Here is a 24,161-nt window from a genome sequence, read left to right as displayed (position 1 = left end):
TCTATCTATCAATAGGCCTTGGCGTACCAGACCGAATGGGCTGCCGACTTGCCGCAGACGGCGCAGGTTGGCAGTGTCTCAGGGGGCTGGAACGGGATGTTGCGGCTGGTCGCCCCGGCCTGCTCTTTGATGGCCTGCTCACAAGCCGCATCGCCGCACCACCCGGCAAGTACAAACCCGCGGCGGGCGCCAATGATTTCGACGATGTCACCCAGCGTATGCGCCACATGTGAGTGCTCATCCTGAAACTGTTTCGCGCTCTGGAACATGGTCCGCTGAATGTCATCCATCAACTCCGGCAGCCTCTTCAACAGTTCCCCTTCCGGAACCGCCAACTTCTCCCCGGTATCGCGAAGCGCCAGGGTGACCTGGCCGTTTGCGATGTCCCGCGGACCGATTTCCAGACGAATGGGGATGCCGCGCATCTCGTACTCGTTAAACTTCCAACCGGGGCTGAAATCTTCTCGGGCGTCCATGCGGACACGCCAACCCGCCTGCTCTAGGCTGTTCAGCAGGGACGACGCATGCTCGACCACCCGTGCGCGTTCCTTCTGAGGTCCAATCGGAACGATGATAATCTGGGTTGGGGCAATCTTCGGCGGCAGGACAAGCCCCTTGTCGTCCCCATGCACCATGATGATGGCTCCCAGGATACGAGTGCTGATGCCCCACGAAGTGGTGTAGACATACTTCAACTGATTGTCCCGATCGAGGTACTTGATCTCAAACCCTTTGGCAAAGTTCTGCCCTAAATAGTGGGATGTGGCCGCCTGCAGCGCTTTGCCGTCTTTCATCATGGCCTCCAGGGAATAGGTGGCCACCGCCCCGGCAAACTTTTCCGACGGGGTTTTTTGCCCGCGGAAGACGGGAATCGCCAACACGTTTTCCACGAAATCCGTGTAGACGTCGAGCATCTGGCGCGTCTCCTGCTCCGCTTCCTCCGCCGTCGCGTGGGCGGTATGGCCCTCCTGCCAGAGGAATTCGCTCGTGCGCAGGAACGGCAGGGTCCGCTTTTCCCAGCGCACCACATTCGCCCACTGGTTGATGAGGACCGGCAGGTCGCGGTAAGAGTGAATCCAACGCGCATACATGTGCCCGATGACCGTCTCCGACGTCGGACGGATGGCCAGGCGCTCCTCCAGCTTCTCGCCTCCCGCCTCCGTCACCCACGGCAGTTCCGGATTGAATCCTTCCACATGCTCCTTTTCTTTTTCGAAGAAACTCTCCGGAATGAACAGCGGGAAATAAGCATTGCGGTGGCCCGTCCGTTTAAAACGCATGTCCAACTCACGCTGACAGGCCTCCCACAGCTCATATCCATCCGGTTTGAACACGATGCAGCCTCGCACCGGGGCATAATCCATCAAATCCGCTTTTTGAATCACGTCGATATACCAACGTGAAAAATCCTCACTCTGGGGTGTAATCTCTTTGACAAACTCCTTGTCCTGCCTCGCCATATGTATCCTCCCACATCATTCTCACACGCACCCGTGTCTTCCTATCGTTATTATCGGACGTAATCGGGGATTTCTAACCCTGTTGGTTGGTTTTGTCTAGCAAACCCAAGTCCATATGCCGGCCCCATCGGAGAGGTGTCGGCGGAGGCCGGCATGGAAACGGTAGCCCGAACAAAACTTAGATCAAAACGTCAAGTACGTGTACCCCGTGCATCCCTGCTTGATAGCCAATGATGTAGCCCAACAGGGCGAAAAACGCAAGGAAGAAGAGGATTGCGAGGGTTGCAAACAACCCGCGCATCACTTTTCGGCGCAGGAACCAACAGACGGCCGCCAGAATAAACAACACGGCAACGACTACCGTCAAAACCACGCGCACCTCTCCTGTCCGTTCAAGACATTACGCATGACGCCTTGGCGCCGGTAAAATCCGCTCCACTTGTACGGTGCGCTCAGGCACCCAGGTCGACGGATCGGCCTCGTCAAACTGTTCCAGATACGCGATGACCTCCGTGGTGATGGCGGTCGGCGTGGAAGCACCGGCGGTGACGGCCACCGTCTTTACCCCCATCAGCCACTCGCGCTCTATCTCGCTTACATCCGCGACGCGATACGCCTTGGTCCCAGCAATTTCTTCGGACACTTGCGCCAAGCGATTGGAATTGTTGCTGCGGGGATCGCCCACTACGATGCACAGGTCGGCTTCTTTCGCCTGTTCGGCCACCGCCTGCTGCCGGGTTTGCGTGGCCATGCACAGTTCATTGTAAACTTCCGCCTGCGGGTACTTTTGTTTCACCGCGTCCATCAAATGGGCGGTATCCCACTGACTCATGGTGGTCTGATTGGTCACGGCAATCTTCGCATTGGTCAAGTTGAGTTGTTCAATGTCGTGTTCATTTTCAATCAGATGCACGTGACCGGGAGCCACGCCACAGGCACCTTCCGGCTCTGGGTGACCCTTGCGACCGATGTAGACAATCTCATACCCTTCCCGGACCTTGTCACGGATTAAATCGTGTGTCCGCGTCACATCTGGGCACGTCGCGTCGATGACGCGCAATCCTCGCTCGGCGGCCCGCCGCTTGACCTCCGGGGAGACCCCGTGGGCGGTGAAAATCACCGTCCCCGTCTTGACTTGTTCCAGCAGCTCGAGGCGGTTGGCACCGTCCAGTGTGATAATGCCGACCTTTTCAAAGGCGTCGACCACATGCTGGTTATGAACAATCATCCCCAGGATGTAGATGGGCCTTGGCAGAGACTTATCCTCCGCCGCCTGCCGCGCCAGCACCATAGCATCCACAACCCCATGGCAATACCCACGCGGTGTAATGCGAATCACCTTCATTACCTACTCCTCCTCTCTCCTCTTAGAATTCCGATCCGTTATGCACTCTGTCCCCTTATTCATTCGGGTCCCCGCATGCGTTCTGGCCGCCATGCGCGCAACAGCTGTTGTTTCAAGTCCCACAGCTTCTGCGACAAGTCGACGTGATAAATATGGGGATTCACTGGCCGTAGCACTTCCGACGAAAAGCGGCTGATGTTGTCTTCCACTCGCCGGCGTATTGCCCGAATGTCCGGAAGTTCATACACCAGTTCCCCATTCAGGTAAATGGGAGTCAAAAGCGATTCAATCTCGTATTCACGCAGCACCTTGCGCTTATAGGTATGCACCGGATCAAACAACTCCAGCGGCCGATTGGCAGTGTACGATTCATCCGCCAGTGCAATCAAGTCGGCCGAAGCGTAACCCTGCACGTACAAACGCAACAGTTGTTTCCGTCCTGGATTCGTGATTTTGACCGGGTTTTCGGAGACCTTGATCTTCGGCACCATGTACCCGTTGGCTTCCTGGGCCACGAGTTTATAGACCGCCCCCAACGCCGGACAGCCGCTGCTCGTGATGAGATTGGTGCCGACCCCCCAATCGGTAATCTCCGCCTCCTGAAGGATCAGCTCTCGAATCGTTCGTTCGTCCAGGTCGGACGACGCGATAATCCCGACGTCCTGCAGCCCAGCCTCATCCAGCATCGCTCGCGCCCGCTTCGACAGATAGGCCAGGTCGCCGCTGTCGATGCGGATCGCCAATAGCCGCTTGCCCTTGGCGGCCAACTCCCCGGCGATTTGAATCGCGTTGGGAACGCCGCTTTGCAACACGTCATACGTATCGACCAACAAGATGGCCTGATCCGGAAACGTATCCACGTAAGCCCGAAAGGCATCCAGTTCACTGGGGAAACTCTGAATCCAGCTGTGCGCCATCGTCCCGACCACCGGAATCCCGTAGGCCTGCCCAGCCAAAAGGTTGCTGGTTGCCGCGCAGCCGCCGATGAAGGCCGCTCGAGCGCCGAAAATCGCCGCGTCTGCGTTTTGGGCGCGGCGAAGCCCCATTTCCAGCACCTTGGCCCCCGGATGCCGCCGGTCTGTTTGTGCAGCATCCACGATGCGCTGCGCCTTGGTGGCGATGAGACTCTGATGGTTGATAAACGATAAGACGGCCGATTCCACAAACTGCAGTTCAAAGATTGGCCCTTCAAACCGCAGCAGGGGTTCATTCGGGAAGACAATCGTCCCTTCCGGCACAGCGTACAAGTCGCCTGTGAAACGCAGACCGCGCAGACGGTTCAGGAAATCCTCGTCAAACAACTGCAGACTACGCAGATACGCGATATCTTCCTCGGTGAAACGAAGGTTGTGCAGGTACCAGACCACCTGCTCCAACCCCGCCGCGATGACGTAGCCATTGCCGCACGGATTGCTGCGGTAAAACAAATCGAACACGACCCGCTGTCCATCCTGCCCTTGCCGGTACTGGCCATACATCATGGTCAGCTGATACAGGTCGGTCAGGAGGGACAATCGACGATCACGATAGACGGCGTTGGCCGAAATCTCTTCAATCCGCTCCCGAGCGCGCGCCACGACGGCGGCGTCCGCTTTCTCGCGTGCCTCGGTCAGCGGCTGTCGGACACTTACTTCCATCTTCATTCATCCCCTGTTCGGGCAGCCCGGTGAATCTGTTCGCACAGCGCTTTGGCCAGAGCTTCCCGCCCTGCGGCGACCACGTTACGCAACGTCAGGTCATAAGGGTTCTCATCCACATCCAGGACGCTGCCGCCCGCCTCCTGCACCAACAGCGCGCCAGCCGCGAGGTCCCAGGCGTTGAGGTCATATTCCCAGTAGGCGTCCAGTCTTCCCGCGGCGACATACGCCATTTCGATGGCGGCCGTCCCGAGTACACGCAGGCTCTTGACCCGTGTTGCGATGGCCAATGCGGCCGCGCGGCTTTCGCGCACCGGCTGACGAGAAGGAAACCCGGTCGCGACCACACTCTTCTGGATATCTTCTTGACTGGAAGCCTGCAACCGGGTTCCCGGCAGACCCTCCCGGCGCTTGGAGCAGAGCCACACCTCCGCTTCCTGCTCGCTGCAGAGGTATGCCCCCTCTCCACGAACGGCGAGAAACACCTCGGACCGGTACGGGTCAAACACGACCCCGATGACCGGTTGTCCCCGCTCTGCGTAGGCAACGGACACCGCCGACAGGGGGATTTGTTGAACGAAATTGGTCGTACCATCGAGCGGATCGACCACCCACACCCGCTTTTCATCGGTCGCCTGGCTGGCCGCCTTGCGAGCCGCCTCAGAACCAGGCGCCGTCGTTTCTTCGCCTAAAATCGCATCCTCCGGATAGGCGGAACGAACGTGCCGACGAATGATTTCTTCACACTTCGGATCGACATCCGTCACCAAATCGCTCGGTGAAGACTTACTCCGAACCTCTTTGTCACTAAACCGACGCGAATAGAAATACCGCCCTGCCTCCAGCGCAGCAGCTAGAGCGACCGAAAACCGCTGTTCCCATGCATGCGCCAATGTCAACAACCTCTCGTCGAATTGCGATTGGCAGGCCTGTCCGATGCCCTCTACAACCAAGCAGACCGGTTTCTACCATGGTCTGTCGGGGATCTACCGCCCACACACTCGTGCTCTCTAGATCTTTAACATACTTTGCGCAAAATCGCCACGATCCACGTCGTGCACCGCACTGGATTGTATGCTAAAAAAGCATCGGTATGGAATACTGGTAACTGAAACCAATCCCGATGGGAGGGACATTCGTGACCGACGCAACACGCATTGCCCGTGATTCGCTTGGCGAAGTCCGCATTCCGAAGAGCGCCTACTACGGCGCCCAGACGGCGCGCGCCATCGAGAACTTCCCCATCAGCGGCCTGCGTCTGCCGCGGGCCTTTATCCGCGCGCAGGGAATCATTAAGTGGGCGGCAGCGCGGGCGCACGCTGAGCTCGGCGTCATGGAGACACAAAAAGCGGAAGCGATTTGTCAGGCGGCGCGCGAAGTAATTGAGGGAAAGCTGGACGACCAGTTTCGGGTCGACGTTTACCAGGCCGGAGCCGGAACGTCGCAAAACATGAACGCCAACGAAGTCATTGCCTCACGTGCCGCCGAATTGTTGGGAGGGGCGCGCGGAGACTATTCGCTGGTGCACCCGAACGATGACGTCAATCGCTCCCAGTCGACCAATGACACCATCCATGTCGCCATGCAGATTGCCGGTATGGAACTGCTCGCGCACCAGCTAGATCCGGCACTGGCCCGCTTGACCGACGCCCTCAAGCAAAAGGGCAACGAATTTATGGACGTCGTCAAGTCCGGCCGCACGCACCTGCAGGATGCGGTACCCATGCGCCTGGGCGACGAATTCTACGGGTATGCCCACAACATCGAACGGCATCGCCGTTGGCTGGAACAGGCCGCTGCCAATCTTTTACCCATCGGGTTGGGCGGGAACGCCGTAGGAACGGGCATCAACACGCCGCCCGGTTTCGCCGAAGCTGCGGTGGCCCATATTGCCCAATTCACCGGACTGGCCTTTTGCTTGCCGGAAAACCCGTTCACCTTCAATCAAAACCCGGACGAAGTCGTCTGGGTCAGTGCAGCCCTGCGTAACCTCGCGCTGGCGCTGCAGCGCATCGCCAACGACCTGCGCCTGTTGTCCTCCGGGCCACGAACCGGGCTCGCGGAAATCGAACTCCCCGCAGTACAGCCGGGATCGTCGATTATGCCGGGAAAGGTCAACCCGGTGCTGGCGGAGATGCTGAACATGGTGATGTATCAGGTGCAAGGGTGTGACACGGTTGTCGCCCAGGCAGGAGGAGCTGGGCAACTGGAACTCAACGTCATGATGCCGGTCATGGCCGCGAATTTCCTGCACGAAATCCAAATCCTCGCGAATGCAGTCGAGGCCTTCACGGACAAGTGCGTGCGTGGGATTCGGGCAAACCGGGACCGTTGCCGCAGCTACGCCGAACACTCACTTTCGCTCGCCACCGCCTTAAACGTGGAGGTCGGATACGATACCGCCTCCCGCATCGTCAGACACGCCCTGGCGCACAACCTCAGCCTGCGCGATGCGGGGGTGCAACTCGGCATCGACGCGGGGGCCCTCGACCGCGCACTCGACGTAGATGTCTTGTCCCAAGTCGTGCAAAGAACACGCCCGCAGGGGAACCCAAGTTTCGACGCGCTACAGGGGACGTCGGCTTTCAGCCGTCCGCAATCGTCCGCCCCGGCACAGCCCCCGCACCCGGAAACGGGCGATTAACGACGATTCACCGCGTCGCATAACGGCCGCCAGGCCGACTTGGCGGGAGTAGATTCCCGCCTTCGGGTCGGCCGAATCTCCCGCAGCGGACACGTTTGGTCTTGCTTCACTGGACATCGGCCGGATGAAACCCGGGAACCTCCCCCGCCAGGATGGCCGACGCGAGTCGTTCTAAGGGTTCCGACAGGGACGTATCGTCCGTAACCGCAGGAATGAAAGCGCGAATTTTTTGGAGCAGGTTGCGAGTGGCCGGAGCCAGATATCCTTCCGCCTGCTGCAGGTGAATGGCCTGCGCCGCGCAGGCCATTTCGATGGCGATGACGTGCGCCACGTTGTGAATCATCTGCCGGCACTGGCGGGCCGCAATCGTCCCCATACTGACGTGATCCTCTTGGTTGGCCGAGGATGGAATGGAATCCACGCTGGCCGGGTGGGCCAACACCTTGTTCTCGGAAACCAGCGCCGCCGCCACGTACTGCGTAATCATGAAGCCAGACTGAAGTCCTGGGTCTGGCGCGAGAAACGCCGGCAAACCACTGAGCTGAGGGTTGACCATGCGCTCGGTGCGACGCTCGGAGATGTTCCCCCACTCCGCCGCCCCGATTTTGAGCAGGTCCATCGCGATGGCAATCGGCTGGCCATGAAAGTGACCCCCGGAGAGAATACGGCCGTCCTCAAGCACAATCGGATTATCGGTGGCCGAATTTATCTCCACCAGCAGCCGATCCCGCACGTACTCGATGGTCTGCCAGGATGATCCGTGTACCTGCGGACCGCAGCGCAGTGAATAGGCGTCCTGCACGCGCAAGATCCCTTGTCGGGAGACCCGCTGACTGCCTGCCAACCATTGCCGCAGGCGCCCCGCAACCGCCAGGAATTCCTTGTGCGGGCGAACCCGCAACAACTCCTCGTCAAAGACATCCGCAATCCCCTCCAAGGCCTCCATCGTCAACGCCAGCGCGGCATCCGCGGCCAGACCGACATGAACGGCTTCCGTCAGGGCGAGGACCCCAATCGCCGTCATCGCCTGCGTGCCGTTAATCAGCGCTAGCCCTTCCTTAGCCATCAGCTCGACGGGTTTGAGCCCGGCCTTAGCCAGGGCTTCGGCTCCGGGGAGAACGCGACCATGAAACTCCGCCTTCCCTTCGCCAATCAGGACCAGCGCCATGTGTGCCAGCGGGGCCAAATCCCCGCTCGCCCCCAGTGACCCTTGACTGGGGATAACCGGATGCACGCGCCGATTCACCATCTCAATCAGGAGACGCAAAGTTTCCTCGCGAATGCCGGAAAACCCTTTGGCGAGAGCGTTGGCCCGCAAAGTCAGCATGGCCCGCACTACGTCCGTGGACAGCGGCTGCCCGACTCCTACGGCATGAGATCGGAGTAGGTTCATCTGCAGTTTGCTGAGGTCGCCTCCATCAATCCGCACGTCGGCCAATTTTCCAAAACCTGTCGTCACACCGTAGACGACACGCGCAGCCTGCACCTGCTCTTCAATCCGAGCGCGGCTCGCACGGACCCTTTCCCAGGCGGCATCCGTCACCTCAACCTGTGCTCCCGCCACAACCTCCATCACCATTTCTGGGGTTAGGGTCTGCCCGTCCAACATCACTTTTCGTTCCTGCATGGCACGTTCCTCCTTTTGTCAGTCTGCCCGAATCGGGATTTCCTACGATGCTTTATGGTTCATTAGCGCTTTAGCCAACAAAAAAGCGACCCGACATTGGGCCGCTGCCTCTTCATTTGTTTTTATTTGCCATATAACTTCGTAGCGTATGTCTCGTCTCATCGTCCTGCCCGACTCGCTCACCTACCTCCCCCCTAATCACCTGTCCCTTCCGACTGTCCCTTCCGCCGCCGATAGCGCTTGGGTCAAATCGGACCAGATATCCTCCACACATCCGCCGACGAACGTGCGGTGCATCCTCGTGGCGAGGCGAAAACGGATGTAGACCACACGTGCCACCACCTCCATCGCTTCCACGTTGGCGCCCGCTTCGGCCAAGACGGACACAATGTCACGCACCATCCCGACACGGCCTTCGATTTCCAAGCACCAGCGAAGCGTTGGTCGACCGCATTCCATCACTTAAACTTTCGCCAATCCAAGCGCGACTCGCGTAGAAGTTCGGCAAAGGAAGGTTCCTCAGTTTCCGTATCTGGACTGAACAACTCGGCAAAGGTCGGTTCTTCGTCCTCCGCGCCGAGCTCGGACTTCTCGTCATGCCGCTTACCCGTCGGCTTCGTCCGTGCTGATTTTTTACCGCCCGAGCGTCCAACTGGTTGCGTCAGAGCGGCCTGCTGCTCCACCTCCCGATGCAGGTCTTGCAGCTGTTGCAGGACCGACTCTGGCAAGGCTTCCCGCAGACTCGCTGCAGGCGTTGGCTGTACCACCTTCCCGCCGTGTTCGTGGTCCGGCTGATTCTTTCGCTGCCTCTCTGACGGGGACGAGTCGTCCAGCGGATCCCACGCATAGTCCGGCTTATCTTGGAATTCCACGCTCTGAGGGGTGGATTTCTTTCGCCGCTTTGCCACGCTCAATTCCCCCTAGGTCGATTCGAGCGAAGGATTGGCTTGCCCATCCAACCACTTCGCCAAAAACTGTTTTTCCTCGGTCACCAGTTGCGGGTGTTCATGCAGGTGCGTCCGCAACACCGATTCTTCCCAATCCTCCAAATCTGCCGGATTGTCGATCGCCGGCGGTGGGGAAGGCAAGTCGATGAGCTTCCGGTCATACAGCATCTCCCATTCCTCTGCGCCGTCGCGCTGTATGCGCCGACTCACCTGCATGCGGATCCCCTCCTCACCGGGGTCGGTGCATGCGTACATCATCATTTCGTAATCATCCCACTGATGGGTCCAGTCTAACGGATCCAACGGCTTTGCCTCCTAGTTTCCAATACGTGTCCGAAAAGGCCTTTCCGGACTACCTTTCGGTTCAAATCCAGTGTAGCGAGCCATCCCTAACCCCTGCAAGCGGGTGCAGGCTGGCTTCCGGTCTGCTACAATATGTCACGTACGCCGGAACGGTTGTTGTCCAATTTGGGTACAATTGTGAAGAAGGAGGCCAAAGTATCATGAGGAGGGTTTTTGAGGTCGCATTCGTCGTTATTTTAATCATTGTCGCCTTTTTCACCTTCCGCCCGCAGCCACCGTTTCCACATGTGGCGGGCGTCGATGCCGCGCTGCCCTTGGTACAGGAAGCGAACACGGGCAAGTAGGACGTTCCTACAGCTTGCGTGCGTCACGCATACATAGACAGCTCGGTGAATGAACAGGGCGGGATACCCCGCCCTGTTCGCATTTTTGCGACTCTCTATCTTCCTAATCCGCACTGGACGCAGAACCGACCTACACGCCCTGCGCCTTGAGTTGGCGGACGGCCTCCGTAATCTTCGGTACAACCTCAAACAAGTCGCCGACAATCCCATAATCGGCCACCTGGAAGATGGGGGCTTCCGGGTCTTTATTGATAGCCACGATGACCTTGGAGTTGGACATGCCTGCCAGGTGCTGAATGGCGCCGGAAATGCCGCACGCGATATACAGGTCTGGGGTGACCACTTTCCCCGTTTGGCCAATCTGCAAGGCATAATCACAATACCCGGCGTCACATGCGCCTCGAGACGCACCGACGGCGCCGCCCAACGCTTCGGCCAGCTCATACAAAGGTTTGAACCCCTCTGCGCTCTTCACACCCCGGCCACCAGAAACGATGATCTTCGCTTCCGACAGGTCGACCCCCCCGGTCGCCTTCTGCACAATTTCGCGCACAGTGGTCGACAAGTCGACCGGCTCCAGTGTCACGTCCACGGTTTCTATCGTCCCGGCCTTGCCCTGTCCTGCACCGGCCGCTTCCAAGTTGTTGGGACGGATGGTGGCAATCGTCACCCCCTCACGGACGACCACCTTGGTAAACGCCTTGCCCGCATAGATGGGGCGCGTGAAGACAATGTGTTCTCCCTCCACGCTGAGATTCACCACATCCGAAACCTGTCCGGCGCCAAGGCGCATCGCGACCATCGGCGCCAGGTCTTTGCCAATGGCCGAATGAGCAAACAACACGACGTCTGGAGAGAATCTCGAGATGGTCTCCAGAACCGCTTTCCGGTACGCCGACGGCGTGTAGTCCTTTAAGTGTGGATTGTCCACCACATACACCACGTCAGCCCCGTAATCGCCCAAACCTTCGCCGAGCGACTTGACGCCATCCCCTAGAATCAACGCGGCAATCGGGCTGCCCTCCGCAATCGTCAACGCAGCCCCCAACATTTCGTACGTCACATTGCGTAGCTTACCATGGCGTACATCCGCGACCACGAGCACTTTTTTCCCCATTTTGGCATCCCACCTCTCAGTCAATCACTTTTTCTACATTGCGCAGGGACGCAACCAGTTCCGCGACCTGCTCTTCGAGATCTCCGCTCAAAATTCGACCCGCTTGTTTCGGAGCCGGCAGAAACGTCTCTACGACTTCCGTACGGGGACGGATATCCTCTTGGGACAGTCCCAAATCCGCCAGCGTCACGTGTGTCAACGGTTTCTTGCCTGCCCTACGGATGCCAATCAAGGAAGGATAGCGAGGGTCATTCAGCCCTTGTTGTGCCGTAACGAGAATTGGAAGTTTTCCTTCCACATGTTCCTCATCCCCTTCGGCATCCCGGTATCCAACGACTTTATCCCCTTCCACCACCAGCTTGGTGAGGGTCGAAATGTGCGGAATTCCTAACTCCTCGGCGAGACGAACGGCCACCTGGCCCGATCCGTCGTCCACCGCCTGATTTCCGGCCAGAATGATGTCATACTCACGCTGCCGAATGATGGCGGCCAAAACCCGTGCCACCGTATATTCATCCCCGAATAGTTGCTCATCGTCGGCCAAGATGGCCTCATCAGCCCCCATCGCCAGGGCTGTCCGGAGCGCCTCCTCGGTCCTCGTGGGCCCCACAGAGACGACCACCACCTCGCCGCCATACTCTTCCTTTAAGCGGATGCCTTCCTCGACTGCGTACTCGTCGTACGGATTGATGACAAAGCGCACTCCGTCCTCTTTAATCACCCCGTTTTCGAGTACAATCCGCTCCTCAGTGTCAAACGTCTGCTTGAGGCACACGATGATGTTCACCTACGACACCCCTTCCTACGTTCTTAACGCACTTGATGTACCTGCGGGCGTACCTTCAGTCCGTTCAGCAGCACATCCACCACAGCGTCCGCCTGCGCATGCAGGTCGTATTTGCTGCCCGTCAAAACCCATGCGGTGACCGTCTCGTCGATGGTGCCAAAAATCATCCGCCGGGCAATACGCCGGTCCATCGAAGGCCGGAAGACGCCTTGCCGAACCCCATCCTCAATGATGCCATCCAAGACATCGTAAAGCGGTTTCATAAACTCCCCAATAGCCCTTCGAATCCCCGCGTCAACTTGGCGCATGTGAACCTGCGTGACCATCGCCAGCTTGGGATCTGCCCCCAATTCACGCAAATACAAGTGAACCAGATAGTCCAATTTGTCCGCAGCCCCGTCCATCGAACACATTGAGGCCTGGAGTTTTTCCACGATTTTTTCGATGGAGCGTCTCAGCAAGGAGACCAAAATGTCCTCTTTGTTCTTAAAGTACAGATAGACGGTGCCATCAGCAACCCCGGCGATGCGAGCGATGCGGGCGATCTGCGCGTGATGGTATCCGGATTCTGCCATAACCTCCACCGCAGCTCGCAAAATGGCGTCATACTTGGATTCATCCCGACGGTTGACGATGCGCCTCCCCTCCTTATGAATGAATCCTCATTCAGTCAAACCTATTGTAATGGGAGGACACCCCCCTGTCAATCGGGTTACTCCGTTCACCGCAGTTTGCCTTTATCCGCATCCGGAGGTGAATGTATCCCCCCTAGACATCCGTTCGAGTAAGAGGAGGCATCTTTGGGTGCGTACAAGGAAAAAAGGGTTCAGCCCGAAACTGAACCCCTTGTTTTATTCGGATGTCCTTGGGAACTGGGCAACCCTAAGAACAGGGCTGTTTAAGCGTTATACCGGCACATACTTTAAACTTCGAGCAGTTTATCCCCAGGCTTCCAGTTTGCCGGGCACATTCCGCCCGCCTGCAAGGCCTCCAAGACGCGAAGCGTCTCGTCGACACTGCGGCCAATGTTCAAATCGTGAACCACCTGATACCGCAGGATACCTTCCGGATCGATGATAAACAATCCGCGCAGAGCCACGCCCTCGGACTCGATCAGCACGTCATACTTGCGAGCTACTTCCTTGGTAAAATCGGCTGCCAACGGATAGCCAATCCCGCCCAGGCCGTTCTTGTCCCGCGGTGTTTCAAGCCAGGCCTTGTGGCTGTGGACGCTGTCGGTGCTCACACCCAGCACCTCCGCGTCCAGGTCCTTAAACTCCTGCAACCGTTCGTTCATCGCGAGGATTTCCGTCGGGCAGACAAACGTGAAATCCTGCGGATAGAAGAACAGCACGAGCCATTTGCCTTTGTAATCGGACAGTTTCACGCGCTCATTCAACGTCTTCAGGTTTTTCGTAGACAACATGTCAAAGTCCGGAGCAGGGCGACCCACCAACGGCATGACCACTACCTCCTACATGGGAATTTGGATAACCAAAAGTTGGCGAAGCCATTTCACCTGGATTATACTATACCCAGTCGCATCGCTTCAAATCAGGAAAGGAAGGGTTTTGGCTATGAGCGCACCGATTTCCGAACGTTGGAGCACTGCACACTTGAAAGTCACAAAGCTTTTATCCAAGCTGCTGTCTGTCCTACGGGATCACGGATATAACCCAAGCCACCACATTGCGTATGACAAGTCGGGCAACCATCTCATCTTGGATGAAGATATCCTAAAGCGTCACTCTGACGTCGAAGCCCTTTACCGTGAATACTTAGATGCCTGTGCTGAGCGGGACAGATCCCTGGAAGAAATTCAGCACTTGCCAAAGGTCGACTTAGGGTTCAAGGAGGAGCATTCATGAGAATGCGCGTCCCGTAATGCGAAAGAGGCGGCCGTGCTGAACACGCGCAGCCGCCTCCATCCTAAGGCTATACCAACTTTGTTCGGAAAGGAATTAACCGTTCCGCTGTGTCGTAACCGGCACGTCATCATGCATCACGTCCGCCAGCGAGATGCTGTCCAAGGCTTGTGTGACCGCGTCCATCACACGAAGCCAAACACTGCGTGTGTGACAGGTCTTGTACAACCCGCAAAAGTCTCCGGGTGATTCATTTTCCTCGCTGATGCAACCTATCGGTGACAAACTTCCCTCTAAGACTCTGACTAATTCACCGATGCGAATGTCTTCTGGAGGGCGACTCAAGAGATAGCCACCGTTGACACCTCGAACACTCTTTACGAATCCAGCCCGCCGCAGGCGTGCCACAATCTGGTCCAGGTACTGCTCGGGAATCCCTTCCTGATCCGCGATTCGCGGCAGCGACACTGGACGTTCGTTGCTCGCCAGCTGGGCCAATGCCACCATGGCCCGCAACCCATACTCCGTTTTGCTTGAAACTCGCACCGAAATTCCCCCCGTTATACCGGATAAGGAACGGCTTTCGTGCGCGGCGGCAACAAGAAGTAGACCACGCTGCCGCCAAACATGCCTATTCGAAGTCGATATACACGTCTTCTCCTCGCACTTCAGCCGCAAAGGTTGCGAGCGCAACGACACACGGAAGTTTGACCGCAGCACCGGTTCTTACATCAAATTGCCCACCGTGCTTTGGACAAGTGACCACTGCCCCGTCCAAACTACCAGTCGTTAAATCTGCGTATGCGTGTGTACAGATGGCCGAAGTCGCGTACCAGCCATCTTCCAGGTGATATATCGCAATTTCTTCATCCTCAACCTCGACACGAATCATGTGGCCAATCGGAACCTCAGCAGCACTCGCAACCTTTATCCAAGCCATGTGTTTAACCCACGGACCCTTCCATTTCGAACTTAATCAGACGATTCATTTCTACCGCATATTCCATCGGCAGTTCACGGGTAAACGGCTCGATAAAGCCCATGACAATCATGCGTGTGGCATCCTCTTCAGAAATGCCCCGACTCATCAGATAGAACAGCTGTTCTTCACTGACCTTGGACACAGACGCTTCGTGTTCCAGCGTCACATCATCGTTCATAATCTCGTTATGCGGAATCGTGTCCGAGGTTGAGTCCTCGTCAAAGATGAGCGTGTCGCATTTAATGTTCGCCTTCGCACCACGGGCATTCGGACCAAAGCTGGCCAATCCGCGATACGTCGTCTTTCCGCCACGCTTACTGATGGACTTCGAAACGATGGTCGACGTAGTATTCGGCGCGTTGTGGATCACCTTGGCGCCAGCGTCTTGGTGCTGCCCCTTGCCTGCCACGGCAATCGACAGAACCATCGCCTTGGCTCCTTCTTCCATCATGTAGACGCTTGGATACTTCATCGTCAACTTCGATCCGATGTTGCCGTCGACCCATTCCATGGTGGCATCCTTATATGCGACCGCCCGCTTAGTGACCAGATTATAAATGTTCGGCGCCCAGTTCTGGATGGTGGTGTAGCGACAGCGCGCCCGGTCTTTGACGACGATTTCCACTACCGCGCTGTGCAGTGAATTGGTGCTGTAAATCGGCGCCGTGCACCCTTCGACATAGTGGACAAAACTGTCATCATCACAGATGATCAACGTTCTTTCGAATTGTCCCATGTTCTCCGAGTTGATCCGGAAGTACGCCTGCAGCGGAACCTCCGCCTTGACACCTTTCGGCACATAGATGAAGCTGCCGCCACTCCAAACCGCGCTGTTCAGAGCTGCGAACTTGTTGTCTTCCGGCGGGACGACCGTGCCAAAGTACTGCTTAAAGATCTCTGGGTGCTCACGGAGCGCCGAGTCGGTGTCCATGAACAAAATCCCTTGTTCTTCTAGTTCCTTTTTCATTGAGTGATAAACCACTTCGGACTCGTATTGCGCCGATACCCCGGCTAAAAACTTCTGTTCCGCCTCCGGAATCCCCAGTTTATCAAACGTATTCTTAATCTCCTCGGGGACATCATCCCAGGTCTTGCCCTGGCGCTCGGTCGGCTTCACGTAATACGTGATGTCGTCAAAGTCTAATTCGGACAGGTCGCCGCCCCAGGTCGGCATCGGCTTGGATTGGAAGATCTCCAGCGAACGCAGGCGAAAGTCGGTCATCCAGCCGGGCTCGTTTTTCATCATCGAAATTTCTTCGACAATCTTACGGTTTAACCCCTTTTGGAACTTGACCACGGAGATGTCCTTATCCCGAAAGCCATACTGATACTCTTCCAGTTCCGGGAGTGATTTGGCCATTTCGTATCTCCTCCTTTTCAGACCAACTTACAATCGAATACCCGTTCATTCGGGTTGATGATCTGTCTGTCCAGAAACAGCCTTCTCAAGCGCCTGCCAAGCCAACAGTGCACACTTGACACGTGCGGGGAATTTCGAAACCCCCTGCAAAGATTCCAGGTCTCCGAGCGCCTCCGTATCAATAGCTTCGCCACGAATCATCGCCCGAAACACACTGGCCAACTCTAAGGCGTCAGACAAAGATTGCCCTTTTATGGCTTCGGTCATCATGGACGCAGAAGCCATCGAGATGGAGCAGCCTGAACCTTGAAACCGAACATCGCGGACAACGTCCCCGTCCACCTGCAGTTGCAGCGTAATTTCATCGCCGCAGCTCGGGTTGCGCAGATCGACACTGACCGTGGTCTCTGTCAGGCGTCCCTGGTTGCGCGGGTGCTGATAATGATCCATGATGACCTGACGGTATAAATCATCCAATTGCATGTTGGAAGAACTCCTTCACGGTATTCAGGCCGTGCACCAATGCGTCCACATCGGCCTTCGTGTTGTACAGATAGAAGCTCGCCCGCGCCGTCGCCGGAACCTGCAGCCAGCGCATCAACGGCTGCGCGCAATGGTGTCCAGCGCGAATCGCAATCCCTTCAGAATCGAGGACGGTCGACACGTCGTGCGGGTGAACCCCGTCTACGTTGAAGGTCACCAGTCCGCCCCGGTCCTCTGCACCTTCCGGGCCGTAGACGGTAACCCCAGGTACCGCCCGCAGGCGTTCCAAGGCGTACGCGGTAATTTCGCGGTCGTGACGCCGAATTTCATCCATGCCAATTTCCGTCAAATAGTCCACCGCCGCACCTAGGCCGATAGCTCCAGCGATAATGGGTGTCCCCCCTTCGAACTTCCAGGGGATTTCCTTCCACGAAGCCTCATACAGCTCGACCACGTCAATCATTTCGCCGCCAAAATAGGTCGGCTCCATTTCCTCCAACCGCTCCCGCTTGCCGTAGAGAACACCGACCCCCGTCGGACCGCACATCTTGTGTCCAGAGAAGGCCAGAAAGTCGCAATCCAGCTCTTGTACATCGACCGGCATGTGGGGAACGCTTTGCGCACCGTCCACAACCAGAACCGCCCCCACTGCGTGGGCGAGTTCAGCAATCTCTCGAATCGGGTAGATGGTCCCCAACACATTGGATACCTGCGCTATCGCAACCAGTCGGGTTTGCGGCGTAATGGTCGCCCGCACATCCTCGAGTGTAATGGTTCCGTCCGGCTGCAGGGGAATGTATTTCAGCTGGGCACCGGTGGCACGGGCCGCCTGCTGCCACGGAATCAGATTGCTGTGGTGTTCAGCCGGCGTAAGGACGATTTCGTCCCCTTCACGCAGTTTCACGCGCGCGTATCCATACGCAATCATGTTTAACGATTCCGTAGTCCCTCTGGTGAAGATCACCTGATCGGCAGACGGAGCATGGATAAAACGCGCCACCTTTTCCCGCGCCAATTCATAGGCCTCCGTCGCGCGCGAGCCGAGCGTGTGCACGCCCCGGTGCACGTTGGAATTCGCTTCCCGGTAATAACGGTCCACAGCCTCGATGACAGAGCGCGGTTTCTGGGAGGTCGCCGCGCTGTCCAGATAGACGAGTGGATGACCGTTGATGACCTGTTCAAAGATCGGAAAATCCTTGCGGATGTCCTCCACGTTCATAATGTCAGCTCCCCATCAATCCAGGATGCCACTTCAGCCCGCCAGGGTTCGCTCGGCACAGCGTCCACGAGGGGATGTAAGTATCCCCAGATAATCATGCGTTCCGCTTCCGCCTTCGGGATCCCGCGCGCCATCAGGTAATACACCTGATTTTCGTCGATCCGCCCGACACTTGCCGCGTGACCGCAGCGTTGGACATCATTTTCGTCAATGAGCAGCATCGGGATTGCTTCCGCGCGCGCCCTGGAACCTAGCATCAGCATGCGGTCGTGCTGTTCGCTACTCGCCTCATTGGCCCCTCGACAAATGTGGGTGGAGCTGCGATAGGTGCTGTTGGCGCGCCCGCGCATCACCCCGAACAGGGTGATGTCACTCTCCGAGTGATGGCCCACATGTTCCATACTGGCGGTGAAATCCAGCCGTTGCCGGCCATAGCCTAAGCCAAACCCACGCGTGGTGGAGCGCGATCCCGGTCCTTCGAGGCGGGACTCGACAAGTCCAACGGTAAAACCGTCGCTCACGTCACCGACCACCCAGTCCACGGACGCATCCTTGGCCAGGAGAGCTCGCCGCGTGAAAAAGTTGGTCGGCCCTTTGCTGTAGCGGCTGAGGCTCGCTACGACCGCTTTGGCCCCAGCCCCCGCAACGACCTCGGTGACGCTGCTATGAATCAGCCCCGCGTCTCGGTCTTCCGTGCACACATAGGCTTCGGAAAACGTGACGGCCGCTTCATCCTCTAGAACCAGCAACACTCTGGGCAAGGCACCTCGTCCGGCTGCTGTTTCTTCGTAGATAAAGTGAACTGGCGTGTCGACCGTCACGCCGCGTGGCACATGCAAAAATAATCCCCCATGCCACAACGCCGCATTCAACGCCGCCCATTTACTCTCATTCGGCCGTACGACCGAATACAGGTACCGCCGTACCAGCTCCTCTTGCGCTTTTACAGCGGCGTGCAAATCGGCTAAGTAAACCCCCTGCGCCGACAAAGCTTCTGGGATGATGGCTTCTATCAAGACCCCGTCGCGTACATAGATACAGGCGCTCCCCACGTTCTTGGCGCCCTCCAGCAACGCGCGGGCTGCTCTTCCGGCCTCCCCTGTGGTGGCACTGGGAATGGCTTCGAGATTCCAAGGACGATTACGCAGGTCGGTCTTCTCCAGTTTAGGCGACGGCATCGTGGAAAACGAGGCGAACGCCTCTTCGCGCTGCTTGACCAACCAGTCTGGTTCCTGAAAGCGCCGAGCCAGTTCCGATACATACGGAGAGTGGGTCGAAGTTTCCATACTCATGCGCCGCCCCTCCTTACGCTTCGGCGCCGACCGTTTCGTCGACAATGCCGAGTTCCCGTTTTAGAGCATCATACCCGTTGGCCTCCAGATACTCAGCCAACGTCTTGTCACCAGACTTGACGATGCGGCCCTGCATCATCACATGCACATAATCCGGCACGATGTATTGAAGCAGGCGCTGATAGTGCGTGATGATGAGAAACCCGGTCTTCGGCGAGCGGAGTTGGTTCACAGCATCCGCAACCAGTTTCAAAGCGTCGATATCCAATCCGGAGTCAATCTCATCCAAAATCGCAATCTTTGGTTCCAAGAGGCTCATCTGCAGGATTTCATTCCGCTTCTTTTCGCCCCCTGAGAACCCTTCGTTCAAATAACGCTCCGCGAAGGACGGGTCGATGTTTAGGTCTTTCATCTTTTGCTGCAGTAAACGGTGGAACTTGATCACTGGGAGCTCATTGCCTTCCCCACGGCGCGCGTTCAAAGCTGTACGTAGGAAGTTGGCGTTTGATACACCGGGCACTTCGGCCGGGTACTGCATCGCCAAGAACAGCCCAGCCCGGGAACGCTCATCGACGGACATCGCCAAGATGTCCTCGCCATCCAAAGTCACCTTCCCGCCTGTCACGGCATAGGCTGGATGGCCCATCAGCGCGGAAGCCAGGGTGCTTTTCCCGGTCCCGTTGGGGCCCATAATCGCGTGAATTTCTCCGCCTTTTATCTCAAGGCTCAGTCCCTTGACAATTTCTTTCTCCTCGACCGCCACATGCAGGTCTTCGATGTTCAGAACTGGAGTCGACATGCAACCAACCTCTTTTCCAGCGAAATCAACGTCGTCGAAGTGGAGCAGCGCATCCAGAAAGAGAACGGGGCGTTTCATCCATTCCGGACCGCCTCTAAAAGTTGACTGCTCAAGTCATGTTTCAACTTCAGCGTACCACATGAATCGAAAATTGCAAGCGTCTGAAAATCCGTTGCTTAGAACAGGTACTTGAACACTAACTTTGCTTCCTCCGACATCATATCCTTATCCCAAGGCGGATCAAACGTCAGCTCGACCTCGACGTCTTCGACACCTTCGAAGCTTCCCACCCGCTCAATGATTTCATCACGCAGCATGTCGTACGCGGGGCACCCCATGGTGGTCAACGTCATCGTGATTTTAACCTTTTTTCCATCCTCCGAAATGTCAATCCCGTAAACCATCCCTAGGTTTACGATATCAATCTGAATTTCCGGGTCCAAAACTTCGGTTAACGCACTGCGGACTTGCTCTTCAGTGACCATTCACCTCATCCTTTCCGCCGTGTGCCTTATTGATGCACATGGAATTTGGCGACCATATCGGCATGCCCTGAACCGCAAAAGACGTCGCAACGAATGGTATACGTCCCTGTCTTTTTGGGCGTAAACACCACATCGACCGGATTGTCCCCCTGGGAGACGGTTTGACTGATGTTGGTGCCGTCAATCGAAAAACCGTGTGTCCCCTGTTTTGAACTGACCACGAAATCGATGGGTTTTCCAACTACAAAGTCGGTCCTGCTCAGAGACCATTTAAAATCGGACGCAACCACGTTGACTTTCACCGCATCCGCTGGCACCTGGGATGCCGGTTGGCTTGCCTGTCCACATCCTCCCACTGTAAGCGCGACCACTCCTGCCACAAACGGCATGGCCCAACAGGTCTTCATATCTTGCGGTCTCCTCCCCGAGCGGGCTTCGGAAATCCCCTGCAATGCCTATGATACACCAAAAGGGCGCTGTAGTGCTCGCGTTCCACGCGAACCACGCCCGATTCATGGAAAAACGGCTGCAACCGGGCGTGATCCGCGTCCTTGATATAAAGATGGATGGAAGTTATGCATGAATCACGTCAGCGAGCGGGGTATAAGGGAAATCCAAAGACTTCGCGACCGCCTCATAAGTCAGCTTCCCCTCCATCACGTTCACCCCGCGCGCCAAAGCGCCATTGTCACGAACCGCCTGCTTTGCACCCTTGTTGGCAATTTGTAATGCGTACGGGATGGTGACGTTGGTCAAGGCGAACGTCGAGGTCCGCGGCACTGCCCCCGGCATGTTGGCTACGGCATAGTGTACGACTCCGAATTTCTCGTAGGTCGGGTTATCGTGCGTGGTAATCCGATCAATCGTCTCGACCGATCCGCCCTGGTCAATGGCGACGTCGACAATCACGCTGCCTTTCTTCATCGACTTGACCATATCCGTCTTGACGATCTTCGGCGTCCGTGCCCCTGGAATCAAAACAGCACCAATCAGCAGGTCGCAATCCTGGAGCTGTTCGTACAAATTGTAGTCGTTGGACATCACGGTCTGGATACGTCCTTGATAGACCTCATCAATGTACGCCAGCCGGCTTGGATTGATATCCAGGATGGATACATTCGCCCCCATCCCAAGCGCAATCCGGGCTGCGTTCAAGCCAACCGTTCCCCCGCCGACAACAACTACCTTCGCTGCTGGAACCCCGGGTACTCCACCGAGCAAGACACCCAACCCTTGATGAGGCCGCTCCAGATGGTGGGCCCCCACTTGAATCGACATACGCCCAGCCACTTCACTCATCGGCGTCAACAACGGCAGGCTTCCGTCCGGAAGTTGTACCGTCTCATATGCGATTGCCGTGACCCCACTGTCCATAAGCGTCTTCGTCAACTCGGGCAGTGGCGCCAAATGGAGATACGTGAATAGGATTAAGTCCTTGCGGAAATATCCATATTCCTCAGGCAGAGGCTCTTTGACCTTGATTACCATGTCGGTCTGTTCCCAAACGTCAGCGGCAGACGTTAAAATTTGGGCACCCGCCTGAATAAAATCGTCATCCGTGAAACCGCTTCCCTCCCCGGCCCTGGTTTCAATATATACTTCGTGTCCTGCTCCAACCAGGGTATGAACACCTGCAGGTGTAATGGCAACGCGATTTTCGTTGTTTTTAATCTCTCTTGGGACCCCAATCTTCATTCTTCGCACCTTCTTCTCGACATTCACCATGCCCTGTTCTGGCGGTTCCCTTCACCGACGGAATCCATTCGTTGAGAGCACCGAAAAGCCCGCCCACAGTGTAGATCAGACACTCCGCTACTGCAACCGAATTAGGTCGGACCCATGGCCCCATCCTTGCGAATCACCCGTTTTCGGCGTACGCGCCGGACGGCCTTGGGTTGCACATGCCCCACTGAACCCTCGTGCTCCTGAATCCAATCCTGTACCCGCTTTACGTCACTTGGGGCCACGCGCCAATTTCGTTCTCCATAAACGAAAGATTCCGCCGTAAGTTCCCCCGTTTCTGCCAAATCATCCACTGCCTGGCGAATGAGTTCGACGGGTGCGTGTAACATCTCCGCAAGTTCACTCAAACTGAACCGCGTCGTCAATTGACCACCCCGCATTAACCTTCGGACGATTGGACCAGAACCATATGCGGTACCAGTTGGCGATAATCGGTCTCTGGTCCCAGCAGCGGAAAGTATACCGCGAGTGCCGTCCCACCGGCAAGCGACTTTGCGCCGCCGGTAGCCCATTTGAGAGTCGTAATAAACCGTAACGCCCGTGGACTCGTCCAGTCCGAAACGTCGCGCGGAGCCAGCCACACAATCGCCCATTTGCCCGCCAGGGACACCTTTGTGCCTGAACGATTGACGAGCACGCCATAGACCCGCGCCTGCTTCGCCGTCGGCCCTGAAGTCAGGCGGAGATTCCGGATTGCCAATGTGGAAACCGGCTTCCACGGGGCGCCAGTCGAAACACGGGAAGCCTTGTCGGCTTGCAAAAACCAAAGGTGTGGTGGCACTTGATTGCTCAGTTCACGAGTCGTGAGACCGACCGGGCGAAATGACCAAACCCCTTCTTTTCCAGGCTGAATCGGATTATCCGGACCATTGGTCAGGACGAGGCGCTGATAATGCAGCATGTCATTCGGATTGGCCCCGGGGCCAAAGCCCAAGACCCCGATGACGTCGTAACGCCCGAGAGGCACCGAGCCACGATTACGAATACGGGCGTTCACCCACTCACCAGGGTGTTCGGCGTCAGCCCCTGTCCAGACAGATACGACCTGAACGGGAGCCGGATGAACATACAGCGGTGAAGAGACCACAGGTGATAAAGAGTCTTCCGAAGGTAACCCATTTGGATTCGAATTCGTTGCGAAATCTGTATGCGAGACCGCATTCGGACGCGGCGGTGATGCAACATTTGTTGATAAAACGGCGACGATGGCCATAGCTGCGGCTAACATCCCACCTGCCGCTATCAATAGGTTCCATCGTCTACGCAAACGCCTTGCGCCTCTTGCCGTGGTCGCGTCTTGATTTTGAACCACGTGCAGGATTCGGTCATGAAGCGCTTCAGAAAACGGGATTTGTGGAAGCTCTCTGAGGTGTTCAACATCATACGGTTGGTCTTTCACCACAGATTCCGCGCCTGATATAGGGTGGTTCAGTAATTTTCCAAAGGGTTTACGGGGGTTCACAGCGAAATCTTTCATCCATCGCAACATGGCACGGAGGATTTCCAGTTGATTGAACCCATATCGCAATTTCAGGTTGAAGCAGCTCCCGTATTCGCTGAACTCATACGGCGATTGAAATGGGTGGAGCGTATTGATGCGATTGTTCCAGTCAAACCCGAAGACTGCCGTGTTTCGGTCGGGGTACGGATTAAAGCCCTTCTCATCAATATTCTGACGGACAGAAAAGCCCTCTATCGGGTACAACGTTTCTATGAACGGCA

At 56.8% G+C, this 24,161-nt stretch carries 29 protein-coding genes; 4 read left to right on the top strand and 25 right to left on the bottom strand.

Annotated features, from left to right (window positions below; genetic code table 11):
* Positions 1 to 8: 8 nt before the first annotated feature.
* From proS to H522_RS19020, 5 genes are all read right to left on the bottom strand, one after another.
* Positions 9 to 1,460 carry a proline--tRNA ligase gene (proS, locus tag H522_RS0111155; RefSeq protein ID WP_026962372.1) on the bottom strand — a complete coding sequence of 484 codons (1,452 nt, stop codon included), beginning with the start codon at positions 1,458 to 1,460 and terminating at the stop codon, positions 9 to 11.
* A 178-nt stretch (positions 1,461 to 1,638) separates the two neighbouring features.
* Complete coding sequence (locus tag H522_RS0111150) at positions 1,639 to 1,833, bottom strand: hypothetical protein (RefSeq protein ID WP_026962371.1); 195 nt, start codon at positions 1,831 to 1,833, stop codon at positions 1,639 to 1,641.
* Between the two features lie 27 nt (positions 1,834 to 1,860).
* Entirely contained in the window at positions 1,861 to 2,805 is a 945-nt protein-coding gene (locus H522_RS0111145) for a 4-hydroxy-3-methylbut-2-enyl diphosphate reductase (RefSeq protein WP_026962370.1), read from the bottom strand.
* Positions 2,806 to 2,864: 59 nt separating this feature from the next.
* The gene (locus tag H522_RS0111140; RefSeq protein ID WP_081412079.1) at positions 2,865 to 4,442 is read right to left on the bottom strand and encodes a nicotinate phosphoribosyltransferase; all 1,578 of its coding nucleotides are present in this window, start codon (positions 4,440 to 4,442) and stop codon (positions 2,865 to 2,867) included.
* 2 nt (positions 4,443 to 4,444) lie between these two features.
* Complete coding sequence (locus H522_RS19020) at positions 4,445 to 5,335, bottom strand: inositol monophosphatase family protein (protein ID WP_035453590.1); 891 nt, start codon at positions 5,333 to 5,335, stop codon at positions 4,445 to 4,447.
* A 245-nt stretch (positions 5,336 to 5,580) separates the two neighbouring features.
* Here H522_RS19020 and H522_RS19015 point away from each other — a divergent pair, with 245 nt between their 5' ends.
* Positions 5,581 to 7,086, top strand: coding sequence for a class II fumarate hydratase (locus H522_RS19015; protein ID WP_245578090.1), 1,506 nt, complete (start codon positions 5,581 to 5,583; stop codon positions 7,084 to 7,086).
* A 106-nt stretch (positions 7,087 to 7,192) separates the two neighbouring features.
* Here H522_RS19015 and hutH read toward each other — a convergent pair whose 3' ends face one another.
* The 4 genes from hutH to H522_RS0111105 form a co-directional block, all read right to left on the bottom strand.
* Positions 7,193 to 8,713 carry a histidine ammonia-lyase gene (gene hutH, locus H522_RS0111125; protein ID WP_026962368.1) on the bottom strand — a complete coding sequence of 507 codons (1,521 nt, stop codon included), beginning with the start codon at positions 8,711 to 8,713 and terminating at the stop codon, positions 7,193 to 7,195.
* Positions 8,714 to 8,911: 198 nt separating this feature from the next.
* Entirely contained in the window at positions 8,912 to 9,115 is a 204-nt protein-coding gene (locus H522_RS0111115; protein WP_155836372.1) for a hypothetical protein, read from the bottom strand.
* 56 nt (positions 9,116 to 9,171) lie between these two features.
* Positions 9,172 to 9,621, bottom strand: coding sequence for a hypothetical protein (locus H522_RS0111110; protein WP_026962366.1), 450 nt, complete (start codon positions 9,619 to 9,621; stop codon positions 9,172 to 9,174).
* A gap of 12 nt (positions 9,622 to 9,633) precedes the next feature.
* Positions 9,634 to 9,963, bottom strand: a complete 330-nt coding sequence (locus H522_RS0111105) for a hypothetical protein (protein WP_026962365.1) — start codon at positions 9,961 to 9,963, stop codon at positions 9,634 to 9,636.
* A gap of 200 nt (positions 9,964 to 10,163) precedes the next feature.
* Between H522_RS0111105 and H522_RS21555 the strand changes: the two genes are divergently transcribed.
* Complete coding sequence (locus H522_RS21555) at positions 10,164 to 10,307, top strand: hypothetical protein (RefSeq protein ID WP_155836370.1); 144 nt, start codon at positions 10,164 to 10,166, stop codon at positions 10,305 to 10,307.
* Between the two features lie 130 nt (positions 10,308 to 10,437).
* On the opposite strand, the gene H522_RS0111095 is transcribed toward H522_RS21555, so the two are convergent.
* The 4 genes from H522_RS0111095 to H522_RS0111080 form a co-directional block, all read right to left on the bottom strand.
* Positions 10,438 to 11,424, bottom strand: coding sequence for an electron transfer flavoprotein subunit alpha/FixB family protein (locus tag H522_RS0111095; protein WP_026962364.1), 987 nt, complete (start codon positions 11,422 to 11,424; stop codon positions 10,438 to 10,440).
* A 16-nt stretch (positions 11,425 to 11,440) separates the two neighbouring features.
* Positions 11,441 to 12,211, bottom strand: coding sequence for an electron transfer flavoprotein subunit beta/FixA family protein (locus H522_RS0111090; RefSeq protein ID WP_026962363.1), 771 nt, complete (start codon positions 12,209 to 12,211; stop codon positions 11,441 to 11,443).
* Positions 12,212 to 12,234: 23 nt separating this feature from the next.
* Complete coding sequence (locus H522_RS0111085; RefSeq protein ID WP_273366800.1) at positions 12,235 to 12,807, bottom strand: fatty acid metabolism transcriptional regulator FadR; 573 nt, start codon at positions 12,805 to 12,807, stop codon at positions 12,235 to 12,237.
* A 326-nt stretch (positions 12,808 to 13,133) separates the two neighbouring features.
* The gene (locus H522_RS0111080) at positions 13,134 to 13,673 is read right to left on the bottom strand and encodes a peroxiredoxin (protein WP_026962361.1); all 540 of its coding nucleotides are present in this window, start codon (positions 13,671 to 13,673) and stop codon (positions 13,134 to 13,136) included.
* Positions 13,674 to 13,788: 115 nt separating this feature from the next.
* On the opposite strand from H522_RS0111080, the gene H522_RS0111075 reads away from it, so the two are divergent.
* The gene (locus tag H522_RS0111075; RefSeq protein WP_026962360.1) at positions 13,789 to 14,079 is read left to right on the top strand and encodes a hypothetical protein; all 291 of its coding nucleotides are present in this window, start codon (positions 13,789 to 13,791) and stop codon (positions 14,077 to 14,079) included.
* 93 nt (positions 14,080 to 14,172) lie between these two features.
* Here H522_RS0111075 and H522_RS0111070 read toward each other — a convergent pair whose 3' ends face one another.
* The 12 genes from H522_RS0111070 to H522_RS21550 form a co-directional block, all read right to left on the bottom strand.
* On the bottom strand, positions 14,173 to 14,622 hold the full coding sequence (locus H522_RS0111070; RefSeq protein ID WP_026962359.1) for an RrF2 family transcriptional regulator: 450 nt from the start codon (positions 14,620 to 14,622) through the stop codon (positions 14,173 to 14,175).
* An 85-nt stretch (positions 14,623 to 14,707) separates the two neighbouring features.
* The gene (locus H522_RS0111065; RefSeq protein WP_026962358.1) at positions 14,708 to 15,016 is read right to left on the bottom strand and encodes a Rieske (2Fe-2S) protein; all 309 of its coding nucleotides are present in this window, start codon (positions 15,014 to 15,016) and stop codon (positions 14,708 to 14,710) included.
* A gap of 4 nt (positions 15,017 to 15,020) precedes the next feature.
* Positions 15,021 to 16,418 (bottom strand): Fe-S cluster assembly protein SufB, encoded by a 1,398-nt coding sequence (sufB, locus tag H522_RS0111060; RefSeq protein WP_026962357.1) that lies wholly within the window; start codon positions 16,416 to 16,418, stop codon positions 15,021 to 15,023.
* Positions 16,419 to 16,463: 45 nt separating this feature from the next.
* Positions 16,464 to 16,901, bottom strand: coding sequence for a Fe-S cluster assembly sulfur transfer protein SufU (gene sufU / locus H522_RS0111055; RefSeq protein WP_026962356.1), 438 nt, complete (start codon positions 16,899 to 16,901; stop codon positions 16,464 to 16,466).
* A complete protein-coding gene (locus H522_RS0111050) occupies positions 16,888 to 18,120 on the bottom strand; it encodes a cysteine desulfurase (RefSeq protein ID WP_026962355.1) in 1,233 nt (410 codons plus the stop codon). Before H522_RS0111050 ends, sufU begins: the two co-directional genes overlap by 14 nt.
* Positions 18,117 to 19,412, bottom strand: a complete 1,296-nt coding sequence (locus tag H522_RS19010) for a SufB/SufD family protein (RefSeq protein ID WP_051344194.1) — start codon at positions 19,410 to 19,412, stop codon at positions 18,117 to 18,119. Before H522_RS19010 ends, H522_RS0111050 begins: the two co-directional genes overlap by 4 nt.
* Before the next feature lie 13 nt (positions 19,413 to 19,425).
* Entirely contained in the window at positions 19,426 to 20,211 is a 786-nt protein-coding gene (sufC, locus tag H522_RS0111040; protein WP_026962354.1) for a Fe-S cluster assembly ATPase SufC, read from the bottom strand.
* A 176-nt stretch (positions 20,212 to 20,387) separates the two neighbouring features.
* On the bottom strand, positions 20,388 to 20,696 hold the full coding sequence (locus H522_RS0111035) for a metal-sulfur cluster assembly factor (RefSeq protein WP_026962353.1): 309 nt from the start codon (positions 20,694 to 20,696) through the stop codon (positions 20,388 to 20,390).
* A 26-nt stretch (positions 20,697 to 20,722) separates the two neighbouring features.
* The gene (locus H522_RS20600; protein ID WP_051344193.1) at positions 20,723 to 21,103 is read right to left on the bottom strand and encodes a cupredoxin domain-containing protein; all 381 of its coding nucleotides are present in this window, start codon (positions 21,101 to 21,103) and stop codon (positions 20,723 to 20,725) included.
* Positions 21,104 to 21,269: 166 nt separating this feature from the next.
* Positions 21,270 to 22,391, bottom strand: coding sequence for an alanine dehydrogenase (ald, locus tag H522_RS0111020; RefSeq protein WP_026962352.1), 1,122 nt, complete (start codon positions 22,389 to 22,391; stop codon positions 21,270 to 21,272).
* Positions 22,392 to 22,522: 131 nt separating this feature from the next.
* Positions 22,523 to 22,804 (bottom strand): hypothetical protein, encoded by a 282-nt coding sequence (locus H522_RS0111015; RefSeq protein WP_026962351.1) that lies wholly within the window; start codon positions 22,802 to 22,804, stop codon positions 22,523 to 22,525.
* 14 nt (positions 22,805 to 22,818) lie between these two features.
* On the bottom strand, positions 22,819 to 23,706 hold the full coding sequence (locus H522_RS21550) for a hypothetical protein (protein ID WP_155836368.1): 888 nt from the start codon (positions 23,704 to 23,706) through the stop codon (positions 22,819 to 22,821).
* Between the two features lie 240 nt (positions 23,707 to 23,946).
* Here H522_RS21550 and H522_RS21090 point away from each other — a divergent pair.
* Positions 23,947 to 24,161: DUF4277 domain-containing protein (locus H522_RS21090; protein WP_155836366.1), on the top strand; the 215-nt coding region annotated here is incomplete at its 3' end.

Origin of the sequence: Alicyclobacillus herbarius DSM 13609 (assembly GCF_000430585.1) — a bacterium.
In the GTDB taxonomy this organism is placed as follows: Bacteria; Bacillota; Bacilli; order Alicyclobacillales; family Alicyclobacillaceae; genus Alicyclobacillus_G; species Alicyclobacillus_G herbarius.
The sequence above is the reverse complement of the archived record's forward strand: the minus strand, read 5'-3'. Positions and strand labels throughout refer to the sequence as shown.